The 15,101-nt window shown below is 72.5% G+C and carries 8 protein-coding genes and 1 pseudogene; 5 read left to right on the top strand and 4 right to left on the bottom strand.

Going from position 1 to position 15,101, the window contains the following annotated elements; all coding sequences use genetic code 11:
* Positions 1-148: 148 nt before the first annotated feature.
* The 3 genes from KBB57_RS03525 (at position 149) to argF (ending at position 5,515) form a co-directional block, all read left to right on the top strand.
* Positions 149-3,004, top strand: coding sequence for a M10 family metallopeptidase (locus KBB57_RS03525; RefSeq protein ID WP_290746872.1), 2,856 nt, complete (start codon positions 149-151; stop codon positions 3,002-3,004).
* Between the two features lie 409 nt (positions 3,005-3,413).
* The gene (locus tag KBB57_RS03530) at positions 3,414-4,592 is read left to right on the top strand and encodes an aspartate aminotransferase family protein (protein ID WP_290746874.1); all 1,179 of its coding nucleotides are present in this window, start codon (positions 3,414-3,416) and stop codon (positions 4,590-4,592) included.
* On the top strand, positions 4,589-5,515 hold the full coding sequence (gene argF / locus KBB57_RS03535; RefSeq protein ID WP_290746876.1) for an ornithine carbamoyltransferase: 927 nt from the start codon (positions 4,589-4,591) through the stop codon (positions 5,513-5,515). Before KBB57_RS03530 ends, argF begins: the two co-directional genes overlap by 4 nt.
* A 290-nt stretch (positions 5,516-5,805) precedes the next feature.
* Here the strand turns inward: argF and KBB57_RS03540 are convergent, their stop codons facing one another.
* Both KBB57_RS03540 and KBB57_RS03545 read right to left on the bottom strand, forming a co-directional pair.
* On the bottom strand, positions 5,806-8,100 hold the full coding sequence (locus KBB57_RS03540; protein WP_290746880.1) for a xanthine dehydrogenase family protein molybdopterin-binding subunit: 2,295 nt from the start codon (positions 8,098-8,100) through the stop codon (positions 5,806-5,808).
* Positions 8,101-8,391: 291 nt separating this feature from the next.
* Positions 8,392-9,589: pseudogene (locus KBB57_RS03545) on the bottom strand (ISAs1 family transposase).
* A gap of 157 nt (positions 9,590-9,746) precedes the next feature.
* Here KBB57_RS03545 and aqpZ point away from each other — a divergent pair.
* The gene (aqpZ, locus tag KBB57_RS03550) at positions 9,747-10,451 is read left to right on the top strand and encodes an aquaporin Z (RefSeq protein ID WP_290746883.1); all 705 of its coding nucleotides are present in this window, start codon (positions 9,747-9,749) and stop codon (positions 10,449-10,451) included.
* Between the two features lie 82 nt (positions 10,452-10,533).
* On the opposite strand, the gene KBB57_RS03555 is transcribed toward aqpZ, so the two are convergent.
* Entirely contained in the window at positions 10,534-11,679 is a 1,146-nt protein-coding gene (locus KBB57_RS03555) for a deoxyguanosinetriphosphate triphosphohydrolase (protein WP_290746886.1), read from the bottom strand.
* A gap of 363 nt (positions 11,680-12,042) precedes the next feature.
* A complete protein-coding gene (locus tag KBB57_RS03560; protein ID WP_290746889.1) occupies positions 12,043-14,037 on the bottom strand; it encodes a PhoX family phosphatase in 1,995 nt (664 codons plus the stop codon).
* 191 nt (positions 14,038-14,228) lie between these two features.
* On the opposite strand from KBB57_RS03560, the gene KBB57_RS03565 reads away from it, so the two are divergent.
* Complete coding sequence (locus KBB57_RS03565) at positions 14,229-14,555, top strand: iron-sulfur cluster assembly accessory protein (RefSeq protein ID WP_290746892.1); 327 nt, start codon at positions 14,229-14,231, stop codon at positions 14,553-14,555.
* Positions 14,556-15,101: the final 546 nt, after the last annotated feature.

Raw genomic sequence — 15,101 nt, forward strand, 5'->3', positions numbered from 1 at the left:
TATGGTTAACGCCCATAGGACGATTCGTACTTCCGATTCGAACTAGCCGGGCGCAATTTCGCGCGATCCCAGTGACCCACATGCCGAGGCGCGAAGTTTCGCGAACGACTTCGGCTGTCCGTAAATGTCCCGAGTAGGAGCTTGTGCGATGTCTTTGCAGTACACGTCCGTACCTTCCCTTCCCGATCCGCTCGACCCCACCCTTCCCGACGACCAGCCCATCGCCGCGGCCGAGGCCGACGACGAGGCGGAGGACGACGGGGCGGGGCTGGACCTCGGCCTCGGCGCGCCGGACGAGGAGGCGGCGCGCGCCGCCGTCGCCGGCGTGGCCGCGACGGCGATGGCCGGCGCGACGCGTGTCGCCGCGCCGGCGACGGCGTTGCCCGACGCGGCGGACGGGCCCGTCGCCGTCGATCCCGGGCCGGTCGAGAACGGCAGCGGGACCGGCACGTTCTCGGTCGGGGCCACCGGCAACCAAGCGATCGACGGCATCCTCGCCGGCGTCGGCTGGTCCGGCGGCTACATCACCTATTCCGACCCCGACAGCCGCTTCGACTACCAGTCGAACCACCCGGAGGCCTTCTCGAACTTCGGGCAGGTCTCGGCCCAGCAGATGCTCGCTGTCCACGCCGCGCTCAACAGCGTCAGCTATGGCCAGCCGATCGGCGGGGCGGGCTTCTCGGTCGAGGGGTTCACCAACCTGACGCTCGACTATGCGGGCTCGGGCAGCGGCGCCGGCACGATCCGGGTGGCCAACACCTCGAACCCGGGCACCGCCTACGCCTATTACCCGTCGACCTCGCCGCAGGGGGGCGACGCCTTCTTCGGCAACTCGGGACGCTTCCCGACCGCCGGCAACTACGACTACCACACGGTGATCCACGAGCTCGGCCACGCGCTCGGGCTCAAGCACGGGCAGGAGACCGGGGTCTACGGCGCCCTGCCCTACGACTGGGACTCGATGGAGTTCTCGGTCATGACCTACCGCTCGCACGTGGGCTCGGCGCTGTCGGGCTACACCAACGAGACCTGGGGCTACGCGCAGAGCTTCATGATGCTCGACATCCCGGCGCTCCAGCACATCTACGGCGCGAACTTCAGCATCAACTCCGGCAACACCACCTACACCTGGAGCGCGACGTCGGGCGAATCCTACGTCAACGGCGCGCTGGCGATCGACCCGGGCGGCAACCGCATCTTCTCGACGATCTGGGACGGCGGCGGCTACGACACCTACGACCTGTCGAACTACGCCACCAACCTCAGGATCGACCTGTCGCCGGGCGGCAACTCGACCTTCTCCTCGGCGCAGCTCGCCTATCTCGGCGACGGCGTCTACGCCCGCGGCAACGTCTTCAACGCGCTGCAATACGCCGGCGACGCCCGCTCGCTGATCGAGGCGGCGATCGGCGGCTCCGGCCACGACACCATCTACGGCAACGCCGCCAACAACGCGCTCTACGGCAACGCCGGCAACGACTACCTGTGGGGCGGCTCGGGCGGCAACGACTTCCTGTCCGGCGGCGACGGCGACGACACGCTGAACGGCGGCGGCGGCTCGGACACCTGCTACGGCGGCAACGGCAACGACTACATCTACGCCTCGGTCGGCACGCCCGAGACCATCGTCGGCGGCGCGGGCGTCGACACGCTCGACACCACGAGCTGGGGCTTCGACTACGTCGTCAACCTCGTCACCGGCGCCACCAACTACGCCGGCGAGAGCTTCACCGAGATGGAGAACATCGTCTGCGGGGCCGGCAACGACACGCTCTACGGCACAGCGGGGGCGAACTACCTCTATGCCGGCGCGGGCAACGACGTGGTGCAGGGCAACTCCGGCGCCGATTCGATCTACGGCGCCACGGGGAACGACACCCTCTACGGCGAGGCGGGCGCCGACTACCTCAACGGCGGCGACGGCGACGACGTGCTGGTCGGCGGCGACGGCAACGACGTCCTCGACGGCGGCGGCGGCTCGGACGCCGCCTATGGCGAGGGCGGCGACGACTACATCTACGCCGTGCTCGGGACGCCGGAGACCATCGACGGCGGCTCCGGCGTCGATACGCTCGACACGGCCTACTACAGCTTCGACTACGTGGTGAACCTCGCCACCGGCCTGACCAACTGGATCGGCGAGTCCTTCCTCAACATGGAGAACCTGATCTCCGGCGTCGGCAACGACACGCTGACCGGCACGTCCGGGGCCAACGTCATCCGCGGCGGCGCCGGGAACGACGTGATCAACGGCGGCGGCGGCAACGACCAGCTGCGCGGCGAGGACGGGGCCGACACGCTCCTCGGCGGCAGCGGGGCCGACAATCTCGACGGGGGCGCCGGCATCGACTCGATGAACGGCGGGACGGGCAACGACACCTATGTCGTCGACGCGATCGGCGACGTGGCGGCCGAGGCGGCCGGCGGCGGCGGCGTCGACCGGGTGCTCGCCTCGGTCAACCACGTGCTCGGCGCGAACATCGAGAACCTGACGCTGACCGGCACGGCGATCGACGGGCGCGGCAACACGCTCGCCAACCAGCTGGTCGGCAACGCCTCGAACAACACGCTGATCGGCTACGGCGGGTCGGACGTGCTGCGCGGACTCGACGGCAACGACTTCCTCGCCGGCGACGTCGGCGCGGACGAGCTGCGCGGCGGGCTCGGCGCCGACCGGTTCGACTTCAACGTCGCCGCGCATTCGTCGTGGACGGCGTTCGACGTCATCGTCGCCGACGGCGCGGCGAGCGCGTTCCAGGGCGCGGGCGTCGCCGGCGGCGACGTCATCGACCTGTCGACGATGGACGCGAACGACAACGTCGCCGGCAACCAGGCCTTCGTCTGGAACTCGACGGCGGTGGGCGGCCTGTCGCTGATCGACGTCGGCGACGTGACCCGGGTGCGCGGCAACATCTCGGGCGCGAGCGGCTTCGAGTTCCGCATCGACATCCACGACGGCGCGACCGTCGCGGCCGACTACTTCCAGGGCGACTTCGTGCTCTGACGACGGGCGGCCGGGGACGCCCCCGGGGCAGCAGTGGGAAGCGGCCTGCTTGCAGACCGCTTCCCGTTTCCTCCCAAGACTTGGGCCAGCGCCAGCGGGGCTTCAGTACGGGTTGTCAAGGCTTCGCTTCGCGGCCATCGTGCCGCGGCGTCGCCACCCCTGTCACCGTCCCCTTCTTCGGCGACCGAACCATATGCAGCATTTTGTCGCTCGTGCAACCGTATTCACCGCTTGGCGCCGGACTTGCGCGACCGGTTCCGGCCCGAAACGCCCCCGCGCGGGCGCCGCTGGCGCATGGCGGCCGAATTGACTTGCGCGGCGGGCTGCGGCTAAGACGGAGCCGCCCCACCGCCGCGGCCGCCGGTGGGGCTTTCGCGTTCAGACGGCCGCGCGAGAGAGGGCGACACCCGTGATCCCGCCTGTCCTGCCGACCTACAACCGCGCGCCGATGGCCTTCGTCGAGGGCGCGGGTCCGTGGCTCGTCGCGGACGACGGCGAGCGATATCTCGACCTCGGCGCCGGCATCGCGGTGACGCTGCTCGGCCATGCCCATCCCGCGCTGGTCGCGGCGTTGGAGGCGCAGGGGCGCAAGCTCTGGCACACCTCGAACCTCTACCGCATCCCCCAGCAGGAGGCGCTGGCGGAGCGGCTGGTGGCGCATACCTTCGCCGACACGGTGTTCGTGACCAACTCGGGCACCGAGGCGATCGAGTGCGCGATCAAGATGGCGCGCAAGCATTTCGACCACGAGGGCGAGCCGCAGCGCACCCGGATCATCGCCTTCGAGGGCTCGTTCCACGGCCGCAGCTACGGCGCGATCTCGGCGGCGGGGTCGGAGAAGATGGTCAAGGGCTTCGGGCCGGTGGTGCCGGGCTTCGACCACCTGCCGTTCTTCGACCTCGCCGAGGTGCGCGCCGCCATCGGACCGGAGACGGCCGCGGTGCTGGTCGAGCCGATCCAGGGCGAGGGCGGCATCCGGGCGCTGTCGCGCGAGGACCTGCGCGGCCTGCGGGCGCTCTGCGACGAGACGGGCGTGCTGCTGATCCTCGACGAGATCCAGTGCGGCATGGGCCGGACCGGCAAGCTCTTCCACCACGAATGGGCGGGGATCACGCCGGACATCATGACGGTGGCGAAGGGGATCGGCGGGGGCTTCCCGCTCGGCGCCTGCCTCGCCACGGAGAAGGCCGCCTCCGGCATGGGGCTCGGCACGCACGGCTCGACCTATGGCGGCAACCCGCTCGCCTGCGCGATCGGGGCGGCGGTGATGGACGTGGTGACGGCGCCGGGCTTCCTCGACGGGGTGAGCCGTGCGGCGGGGCGGTTCCGCCAGGGGCTCGAGGGGCTGGTCGCGGCGCATCCGGACGTCTTCGAGGGCGTGCGCGGCGAGGGGCTGATGCTCGGGCTGCGCTGCCGCAAGGCCCCGGCCGACGTGGTGGCGGCGGGCTATGCCGAGCGGGTGATCGCGGTGCCGGCGGCCGACAACGTGGTGCGGCTCCTGCCGCCGCTGAACCTGACCGACGCCGAGATCGACGAGGGGCTGAAGCGCCTCGACGCGGCGGCGAGCCGGCTCGAAGCGGCGGCATGAGGAGCTTCCTCGACCTGCGCGACACCGCGCCGGAGGACATCCGCGGGATGCTCGCGCAGGCGGCCGCGATAAAGGCCGCGCGGGCGGGACGGCCCAAGGGGGCGCGCGACGACGCGCAGCCGCTGAAGGACCACGTCGTCGCGCTGATCTTCGAGAAGCCCTCGACGCGGACGCGGGCGAGCTTCGACGTCGGCGTCCGGCAGATGGGCGGCGAGACGCTGGTGCTGACCGGCAAGGAGATGCAGCTCGGCCACGGCGAGACGATCGCCGACACCGCCCGGGTGCTGTCGCGCTACGTCGACCTGATCATGATCCGCACCTTCGACGAGGCCTCGCTGGTCGAGCTGGCCGAGCACGCCACGGTGCCGGTGATCAACGGGCTGACCGACGCGAGCCATCCCTGCCAGATCATGGCGGACGTGATGACCTTCGAGGAGAAGCGCGGGCCGATCGCCGGGCGCAAGGTGGTGTGGCTCGGGGACGGCAACAACGTCTGCGCCTCGTTCCTGCACGCCGCGGGGCAGCTCGGCTTCGACTTCACCTTCGCCGGGCCGCCGACGCTCGATCCCGCGCCCTCGGCGCTGGCCTTCGCCCGCGAGCGCGGGGCGAGGGTGGCGATCGAGCGCGATCCGGGGCGGGCGGTCGAGGGGGCGGATCTCGTGGTGACGGACACCTGGGTCTCGATGCACGACGCCGTCTCGACGCGCGAGCGGCGGCACAACCAGCTCCGGCCCTATCAGGTCGACGCGCGGCTGATGGGGCGGGCGAAGGCGGATGCGCTCTTCATGCACTGCCTGCCGGCGCATCGCGGCGAGGAGGTGACGAGCGAGGTGATGGACGGCCCGGCCTCCGCGGTCTTCGACGAGGCGGAGAACCGGCTGCACGCCCAGAAGGCGATCATGCGCTGGTGCCTCGGAGCCTGATCCCCGACCGCCGGAGGCGGGGGTTCCTCACACTGCCGACGGAGGCGGCAAGGGTCGACCAGCGGCGAGGCCTCGCCTCGCAACGGCGCCGCGGGGCAGGCGATCCCTGCGCTCGCGCCCCGGAGCGGAGTCCGGCGCTCTCCGGCTGACCGCTCCGCGGCAGGGCGGGCGCACGGGCGCCCCTGTCCCCGCCGATGCTCTCTTGAGATGTCGCCGGGCCGGGCCGCGAGCGGCGACGGGATGGCCGGGCGGGCCGGCCGTCCGAGGCGAGGCCCCCCGGGGCCCGCGCGCTACTCCGCGGCGTGGCGGGCGCCGTCGATCCAGCTCCAGACGCGGCCGGGGGTCAGCGGCATATCGACATGGCGGACGCCGGCGGGCCAGAGGGCGTCGAGGGCGGCGTTGGTGATCGCGGCGAGCGCGCCCACCGTGCCGGCCTCGCCGCAGCCCTTCATGCCGGTCTCGTTGGCCGTCGAGGGCACAAGCTCGGTCGAGAAGGCGATGTTCGGCAGGTCGTCGGCGCGCGGCATGGCGTAGTCCATGAACGAGCCCGACAGGAGCTGGCCCTCGGGCGAGTAGACCACCCGCTCCGCCACCGCCTGGCCGTAGCCCTGCGCCACGCCGCCATGGACCTGGCCCTCGGCGAGCATCGGGTTCACCAGGAAGCCGAAATCGTCGACCACGGTGTAGCGCTCGACCCGCACGCGGCCGGTCTCCGGGTCGACCTCGACCTCGGCGAAATGCGCCCCGTTCGGGTAGGAGCGGCCGGGCACCTTGTACTTCGTCTCGGTGACGAGGAGGCCGGTCAGCCCCCGGGCGCGCGCCGTGCCGGCGAGCTCCAGGAGACCGACGGCGCGGTCGGTGCCGGCGACGCGGAAGGCGCCCTCCTCGAAGACGAGGTCGGCGCGGGCGACCTCCAGCTCCTCCTCGGCGAGCGGGCGGAACTTGGCGATCACCTCGTCGGCCGCCTGGTTGATGGCGTTGCCCTGGAGCGTCACCGAGCGCGAGCCGCCGGTGCCGCCGCCCCAGGCGATGCGGTCGCTGTCGCCCTGGACGTAGCGGATGCGGTCGAAGGGGATGCCCGCCCGCTCGTGCAGGAACTGCGCGAACACCGTCTCGTGGCCCTGGCCGTTCGACTGGGTGCCGGCGTAGATCTCGACCATGCCGTCCTCGGCGAAGGCGATGGTCGCGCCCTCGCGGTCGTCGCCGAGGATCGACTCGATGTAGTAGCAGAGCCCGAGCCCGCGCAGCCGGCCCTCGGCGGCGGAGGCGGCCTTGCGGGCGGCGAAGCCGGCGAGGTCGGCCTCGGCGACGGCGCGGTCGAGCACGCGCTCGAAGTCGCCGACGTCGTAGAGCTCGCCGACCACGGTGCGGTAGGGGAAGCTCTTGCGCGGGATGAAGCTCTTGCGCCGCAGCTCCAGCGCGTCGACGCCGAGCTGGCGGGCGGACCAGTCCATCAGCCGCTCGATCGTGTAGATCGATTCCGGCCGGCCGGCGCCGCGATAGGCGTCGACGGGCGTGGTGTTGGTGTAGACGCCCTTGACGTTCACGAAGGCGGTCTGGAAGTCGTAGACCCCCGGCATGACCTTCAGCGCCACGTCCGAGGCGATCCACTGCCCGAAGCAGGAATTGTAGGCGCCGAGGTTCGAGACGCAGTTCACCCGCATGGCGACGAGCTTCAGGTCCTTGTCGAAGGCGGCCTCGGCGGTGGTGACGTGGTCGCGGCCGCCGTTGTCGGTCAGCATCGCCTCGCCGCGGCCGGAGGCCCAGCGGACGGGGCGGCCGAGCTCGCGGGCGGCGAAGGCGACGGCGAAATATTCGGGGTAGTTGAAGGTCTTGATGCCGAAGCCGCCGCCGACGTCGGGCGTGGTGACGCGCACGTCGGCCTTGGGGAGGGCGAAGCGCTTGGCGAGCTCGTCCTTCAGCATCCAGACGCCCTGGCCGGAATAGGCGACGTGGAGGCGCGTGCCGTTCCATTCCGCCCAGGCCCCGCGCGGCTCCAGCGACATGCCCATGACGCGGTTGTTGACGAGCTCGAGCCGGGTGGTGTGGGCGGCCGCGGCGAAGGCGGCGTCGGTCGCCGCCTCGTCGCCGAAGACCCAGTCGTAGGCGAGATTGCCCGGGGCCTCCGGGTGGATGGTCTCGCCGCCGACCGCCGTCTCGACATGGACGGGCAGATCCTCGAAGTCGCAGGCGATGGCGTCGATGGCGTCGAGCGCCGCGGCGCGGGTCTCGGCGACCACGACGGCGATCGCCTCGCCGGCGTAGCGGACGACGTCCTCGGCGAGGATGGGCCGGCGGGGGGAAGCGCCCTTGCTGCCGTCGCGGTTGGGCACGACCTCGAAGTCCATGCCGTTGTCGAGCTTCCCGGCGAGGTCGGCGGCGGTGTAGACCGCCGCGACCCCGGGCACGGCGCGGGCGGCGGCGACATCGAGGCCCGCGATGCGGCCATGCCCGACGGGGCTGCGGAAGAACATGGCGTGGAGCGCGCCCTCGGGGGCGTTGTCGTCGAGATAGTCGCCCGTGCCGGTGAGGAAGCGCTTGTCCTCCTTGCGGCGCACGGACTGGCTGAGGCCGAATTTCGGCATGGCTGCGAGCCTCCCTGGGCAGTCTTTGGCGCGGGAGAGTAGCGCTTTCGGCGCCGGTGTCGAGCCGGCAAGGGCGGGATCCGGGGCGGTCGGCCGAAGGCCTTGACCCGTCCCGCGGCAGCGACGGGGCCGCCTTGCGCGCCCGGAGCCGCTCTCCCCGCGCGCGCCCTCCCCCGCCCGCCGCCAGAACGACGAAGGGGATCGAGGGACGGCGCCGCGGCGGGAGCCGACATGCGGGGCCTTCGGGCGGCCGCCCTGGCCGCCTCGGGCGCGCAGGGCTCCGAATCCAAATCACGCTTGCCGCGACGCGAGGATTTCGTCGAGGTAGGTCGGGTCCCACCCGGCGATCTTGCGTCGGGTCTTGATCGACCGCTTGTCGACGTGGGTTCGGACGAGGTTGAGGGCGAAGTGGCGGACGGTGGCCATGTTCCGGGCTCCGTGGCCCTTGCGCAGGCGGGACTGGTCGTCGGCGAAGGTGACGTCGAGCACCCAGTGCAGCCGGTTCTCGATCGCCCAGTGGCCGCGGATCGCGGCGGCTGCGTCGGCGGCGGAGAGGGCGCGGGAGGAGACGAAGAGCCGGGTCTCGGTGCGGGTCCTGCCGCCGCTCTCGACCCGGGTCTCGGCGCGGACGAGGCAGGCGGCGCCGGGCAGGCGGAGCTCGCCCGGGAAGCGGCGGGCGCCGTCGAGCCAGTCGATCTCGCGGAGGACCGCGATCCGGCGCGCCTCGACGCGGCCGTGGCCCTTGTCGAGGTCGAGGTGGGTGTCGAGGGCGGCGCCCGCGCCGGCCTCGGCCCGGGCCGCGGCCTCGGCGAAGGCGGCCTCGACCTCGGCGCGCAGCGTCGGCTGGTTGGCCTTGACCGCGAGCAGCCAGTCGGCGCCCTGGGCGGCGATGGCGGTGGCGATCCCGGGGTTGGTGGCGACGGCGTCGATCGAGACGAGGGCGCCCTCGAGGCCGCCGTCGGCGCCGAGGCGCTCGAGGAGCGGCGAGCGGCGGGATGGCGGCGAGCTCGCTCGCCTTGTCGGGGACGGCCTCCTGGGCCAGCACCAGGCGGGCGGTGGTGGCGAAGGCCGAGACGAGGTGCAGGGGGCCGGCGCCGGCGGCCCGGTCGTGGCTGCGGCGCGAGGTCTTGCCGTCGATGGCGACGAGGGACGCCTTCTCCGGCCAGCTCTCGCGCACCCAGGCGGCGAAGGCGGCGGAGAAGAGGCCCGGGTCGATGCGGTTCATCAGGATGGTGAGCCAGCGCTCGCCCGGCACGCCGTTGGCGTAGGGCAGATGCCGGCGGAGGAAGTCGAGGTGCGCGGCGCCCCAGCCGGCGATGTCCTCGTAGTCGTCGCAGTCGGCGATCGTGCCGCAGACCACGAGGAGCAGCACCTCCGGCAGCGGATGCAGGATGCGTCGCACGTCGCGGGGGTCCTCCACGTCCGCGAAGTGGGCGAGCAGCGCCGCGAGACGCGACTTCCGGGGCAGGCCTTCGGCGGACAGGATCATGGGCGGCTCCGATTCAGCGGCGCCGCATCGATTCAGAGAAATCCGCCCCTGTCACCTGTCACATGAGTTCGGAGCCCTGCTCGGGCGCGCATTGCGCTTTTCGCGCGCCGGGAAGTCGCTAGAGACTTCGGCTGGTTGCGAATCATCGAGGGACATCATGTTCAAGAAACTGACCGCGGAGGCGCTCGGCACCTTCGTGCTCGTCTTCGGCGGCTGCGGCAGCGCCGTGCTCGCGGCGGGCTTCCCGGATCTCGGGATCGGCTTCGTCGGCGTCTCGCTCGCCTTCGGCCTCACCGTGCTGACGATGGCCTATGCGGTCGGCGGCATCTCGGGCGGCCATTTCAACCCCGCGGTGACGCTCGGCCTCGCCGTCGCCAACCGCTTCGAGTGGTCCGAGGTCATCCCCTACTGGGTGGCGCAGGTGGCGGGCGGCGTCGTCGCCGCGGTCATCCTCTACGTCATCGCCTCCGGCCAGGCGGGCTGGACCGGCCCGGGCGGCTTCGCGGCGAACGGCTTCGGCGCGAACTCGCCGGGCGGCTACGGCCTCGTGCCGGCCTTCACGATCGAGGTGGTGCTGACGGCGTTCTTCCTCGTCGTCATCCTCGGCGTCACCCGGCCCGGCGCCCCGGCGGGCTTCGCGCCGATCGCCATCGGCCTCGCGCTGACGCTCATCCACCTGATCGCCATCCCGGTCACCAACACCGCGGTGAACCCGGCCCGCGCCACCGCGGTGGTGCTCTTCGCCCAGGCGCCCGAGGGCAACCCGACCTTCCTGTCGCAGCTCTGGGTGTTCTGGCTCGCCCCCCTCGTCGGCGCCGGCATCGGCGCGCTGATCTGGGACAACCTGCTCGAGAACGACTGAGCCCCGACCGGGCCCTGCCCGGGCCGGCCCCCGCGGCCGGCCCGGGCGGACGCCCGCCGCGCCGGTCGGCGCCCGCGGGCCCTCAGCCCTTGACCAGCGGGTCGGTCAGGCGGCCGTGCTCCTGCAGCGCGAAGCGGTCGGTCATGCCGGCGATGTAGTCGGAGACCACCCGGGCGCGGCCGGTCTCGTCGAGCGCCGCGCAGGCGTTCCAGTCGTCCGGCATCAGCTCGGGCGCCGCGAGGAAGGTCTCGAAGAGCTCGCGCACCACCCGCTTGGCCTTGCGCCGCATCCGCTGCACCGTCCAGTGCCGGTACATGCGCGCGTAGAGGAAGGCGCGGATCTCCTTCAGCTCGGCGAAGCTCGCGTCGGAGAAGCGCACCATCGGCCGGCCGGCGTGGCGCACCTCGGCGGCCGAGCGCGGGACGGCCTCGGCGAGGCGGGCGCGGCTCGTCGCCAGCACGTCCTCGACGAGGAGCCCGAAGAACCGCCGCAGCGCCTCGTGCTCGCGCCGCCCCGGGGCGAGCCCGGGCCAGCGGGCGTCGACCACCGCCACGCAGGGGCCGATCAGCGGCAGGGCGCGCAGGTCGTCGAGCGTGAAGAGCCCGGCGCGCAGGCCGTCGGCGAGGTCGTGGTTGTTGTAGGCGATGTCGTCGGAGATCGCCGCCACCTGCGCCTCGACGCTCGCGTGGGTGCCGAGCTCGAGGTCGTGGCGGGCGACGTATTCCGCGAGGCCGTAGGGGATGTCGCCGGTCACCGGGCCGTTATGCTTGGCGAGGCCCTCCAGCGTCTCCCAGGTCAGGTTCAGCCCGTCGAAGTCGGCGTAGTGCGCCTCCAGCCGGGTGACGATCTTGATCGCCTGGGCGTTGTGGTCGAAGCCGCCGAAGGGCTCCATCAGCCGCGCGAGCTCGTCCTCGCCGGTATGGCCGAAGGGCGGGTGGCCGAGGTCGTGGGCGAGCGCCACCGCCTCGGCCAGCTCCTCGTTGACGTCGAGGGTGCGCGCCAGCGTGCGCGCGACCTGCGCCACCTCGATCGAGTGGGTGAGCCGGGTGCGGTAGTAGTCGCCCTCGTGCTCGACGAAGACCTGGGTCTTGTGCTTCAGCCGGCGGAAGGCCGAGGAGTGGATGATCCGGTCGCGGTCGCGCTGGAACGGCGAGCGGTGGGTCGAGCCCTCCTCGGGAAACAGCCGCCCGCGGCTCTCGTCCGGCCGGGTCGCGAAGGCGGCGGTCATGCGGGCTCCTCGTCGCGGCGCGCGGGGCTGGCGCGTCGCGACGAGGCTTAGACCATCGCGGGCGGGACGAAAAGCGCCCCGCCCCCGGGCGGCGCCCGATACGAATCCGGTTGATCCGTTCGTGTCGTGGTCAGCGCGCCGCCCCCACGGATTTCCCCGCGCGATCTGGCCAGCGACAAATCGCGCCGCGCCTGCCCGCCCGGGGCAGACGCGCCTGGGCGCGCCAGCCGGGCAGGCGCGGCGCGATTGCTGCGTCCGGGACATCTGAACCCCTCTCGGGCCTCGCTTCGGCGAGGCCCGACGGACCGGGGGACAGCGGCCGGGCGCACGCGGGGCGTGCGCGGAAGTCAACCCGAGAGCGTGTCAGCCGATGCGGCCGCCGCCCTGGCGGGTGATCGCCACCACGGCGGGGCGGGGCGGCATCCCGTCGTCGAAGTCCGGCCAGCGGGTCGAGGGATCCTCGAAGTAGGAGAGCCGGCCGAAGCCGTCCCAGTCGTCGCCGCCGTCGCCCGGGTGCTGCACCGCCACGAACATCGTCTCGAGATCGGCGAGCACCCGCGGCCCGCACATCTCGGCCCCGACCGGCACCCGGAAGAACAGCCGCGACGTGCCGCGGGCGGCCGGGCCGGTGTCGACCGCCCAGACGCCGTCGGTGCGGCCGGTGGCGGAGGGGGAGTTGCCGTCGGTGGCCACCCAGAGCCGCCCCTCGGCGTCGACCGAGCAGTTGTCCGGCATCCCGAACCAGCCGTTGGCCGTCGTCGCGGTCGAGAAGGTCGCGCCCACCTCGGCGACGGCCGGGTCGCCGCATTTCAGCAGCACCTCCCAGGTCCCCTCCGTCGCGGCGAAGTCCCCGTCCTTCTCGGCGATCTCGATGATGTGGCCGAACCTGTTCTCGGCCCGCGGGTTGGCGGCGTCGACCTGGTCCTCCTTGCGGCGGCTGTTGTTGGTCAGCATGACGTAGACGTGGCCGTTCACCGGGTTCGGCTCGATGTCCTCCGGCCGGTCCATCGGCGTCGCGCCGAGGAGATCGGCGGCGCGGCGGGTCTCGATCAGCACGTCGGCCTGCCCGGCGAAGCCGTTCGCCTCGGTCAGCGGCCCCTCGCCGTGGACGAGCGGCATCCAGCGCATCGTGCCGTCCGCCTCGAAGCGCGCGACGTAGAGCTTCCCTTCGTCGAGCAGGTCCATGTTGGCGGCGCGGTCCGCCGGGTCGAGGCGGCCCGCGGTGACGAACTTGTAGACGTAGTCGAAGCGCTCGTCGTCGCCGAGGTAGAAGACCACCTGCCCGCCCGGGGCGACGACCGACTCGGCGCCCTCGTGCTTGAAGCGGCCGAGGGCGGTGCGCTTCCTCGGCGTCGAGGCCGGGTCCAGCACGTCGACCTCGACCACCCAGCCGAAGCGGTTGGCCTCGTTCGGCTCCTTGCCGACGTCGAAGCGCGGGTGGAAGACGCCCCACTCGTAGGTTCCCTCCGGCAGGCCGAGCCTCTCGTAGTTCGCCGCCTCCGGGCTCCCCTCCGGCAGCGCGCCCATGAAGTAGCCGTGGATGTTCTCCTCGGCCATCACGTAGGTGCCCCAGGGCGTCACCCCGCCGGCGCAGTTGTTGAGGGTGCCGAGGACGGCGCGGCCCGTCGGGTCGGCCGAGGTCGCGAGGCGCGGGCTGCCGGCGGCGGGGCCGGTCAGCGCCATCGGCGTCATCGCGGTGATGCGGCGGTTGAGCGCGCCGTCGAGCACGGGGCGCCACTTGCCGCCCTCGCGGACGATCTCGACGATGGTCCCGCCATGCGCGGCCATCTCGACGTCGACGCGGTTCCGGTCGGCGGGCGCGATCTCGATCGCCTTCTCGCCGCCCTCGGCGTCGACGATGCGCACGACGCCGGGGAACATCATGTGCGGGTCGGTGTATTCGTGGTTGACGACGAGAAGGCCGCGGTCGGCCGCGCCGTCGAGCGGGATGAAGCCGACGAAGTCGTTGTTGTAGCCGAACTGCCGCGCCTGCGCCTCCGGGGTCTGGGCGTCGACGTCGAATGCGGGGGCGTCGGGGAAGAGCGGGTCGCCCCAGCGCAGCAGCACGTCGGCGTCGTAGCCCTCGGCGACATGGTGGCGCGCGTCGACGCCGGCCGCGAGCTCGGGGAAGTCGAAGGCGGAGCCCTCGGCGGCGCGGGCGCGCCCGGCGGTCATCAGGGCGAGCGGGCTCACCGTCGCGGCGATGGCCGAGACCGCGAGGGCGCCGCGCAGCACGCCGCGGCGCGAGAAGCGGGCGGCGATGATCTCGCCCATGGTCGGGTTGGCGGTCGGGTTGCTCGACCCGACGCCGCCCTCGAGCTGGCTCGAGCGGAATCCGGCGCGGTTGTGGTCGTTCATGGCTGGCCTCGCGTTGCGGCCCCCGGGCGGCGCCGGGGCGTGGCTGCGGTTCAGGGTTCGCCGGCTCTCCTAGCCCCGCTCCTTGATGCTTGCGTGACGCCGGGACGATGCCTCGATGACGATCCCGCCGCTTGTCGCCGCGCGCCGCCGCGCCTATCTCGGGACGAGAGGCAGTCCCGAGGCTTGGCCCCATGTCCTTCGCCCTTCCCCCGCGCGTCACCGAGCGCGCCTTCGCCCGCCTCGCCGAGATCGGCGCCGCGCCGCAGGCGCTGCGCGTCGCCGTCGAGGGCGGCGGCTGCTCGGGCTTCCAGTACGACATCCGGCTCGAGCCGGAGGCCGATCCGGAGGATCTGGTGCTGGAGAAGGACGGCCAGCGCGTGCTGATCGACCCGGTGTCGCTGCCCTTCCTCGCCGACGCCGAGATCGACTTCGCCGACGAGCTGATCGGCGCGCGCTTCGTGGTCAAGAACCCCAACGCCACCTCCTCCTGCGGCTGCGGCACCAGCTTCTCGATCTGAGCGGCGAGGGCGGCGGGAGCCGTCGCGAGGCGGGACCTCCTCGCCGCAGGCCGATCCTCGCCGCCTCCGTCGTGCGGCGGCGACAGCGATGCACACTGCGCGACGATGGAGCCGAAGCCCGGCCGGAACCAGGTCGCGACGCCGACGCCAGACGGATTTGACCCGCGGCAAATCCGTCCGCGATCGCCCCTGCGGGGGGCGAGCGCGATTCCGCGCTCGCCGGGGCGCTCACGGACGGATTGCGCGCTTCCGCAGAAATCTGCGCCCCTGACGGCTTCCGCGCGCAACCGCGCTCCAGCCGTCGGCGCGGCGAAAGCGGTGCTTTCGCCTGTCGCGCCGGGCCTCGCGGGCAAGCCCGCTTCGGTCGCTCGGCGCGCGCCGTGGATCCGGCAGGGCAGGCGTCGTGCAGTGAGGCGGCGGCAGACTGCACGACAGTGGAGAGAAACCCCGGTCGGGAGAGTGCGGGACGGTGACGCCAGACGGATTTGACCCGTGGCAAATCCGTCCGCGATCGCCCCTCGGGGGGCGAGCGCGATTCCGCGCTCG

Origin of the sequence: Amaricoccus sp. (genome assembly GCF_017993425.1) — a bacterium.
In the GTDB taxonomy this organism is placed as follows: Bacteria; Pseudomonadota; Alphaproteobacteria; order Rhodobacterales; family Rhodobacteraceae; genus Amaricoccus.

Bases quoted from the DNA above. Each gene is read 5' to 3' on its own strand.
- KBB57_RS03525 (WP_290746872.1), top strand. From the start codon at position 149: ATGTCTTTGCAGTACACGTCCGTACCTTCCCTTCCCGATCCGCTCGAC.
- argF (WP_290746876.1), top strand. From the start codon at position 4,589: ATGAGGAGCTTCCTCGACCTGCGCGACACCGCGCCGGAGGACATCCGC.
- KBB57_RS03540 (WP_290746880.1), bottom strand. From the start codon at position 8,100: ATGCCGAAATTCGGCCTCAGCCAGTCCGTGCGCCGCAAGGAGGACAAG.
- aqpZ (WP_290746883.1), top strand. From the start codon at position 9,747: ATGTTCAAGAAACTGACCGCGGAGGCGCTCGGCACCTTCGTGCTCGTC.
- KBB57_RS03555 (WP_290746886.1), bottom strand. From the start codon at position 11,679: ATGACCGCCGCCTTCGCGACCCGGCCGGACGAGAGCCGCGGGCGGCTG.
- KBB57_RS03560 (WP_290746889.1), bottom strand. From the start codon at position 14,037: ATGAACGACCACAACCGCGCCGGATTCCGCTCGAGCCAGCTCGAGGGC.
- KBB57_RS03565 (WP_290746892.1), top strand. From the start codon at position 14,229: ATGTCCTTCGCCCTTCCCCCGCGCGTCACCGAGCGCGCCTTCGCCCGC.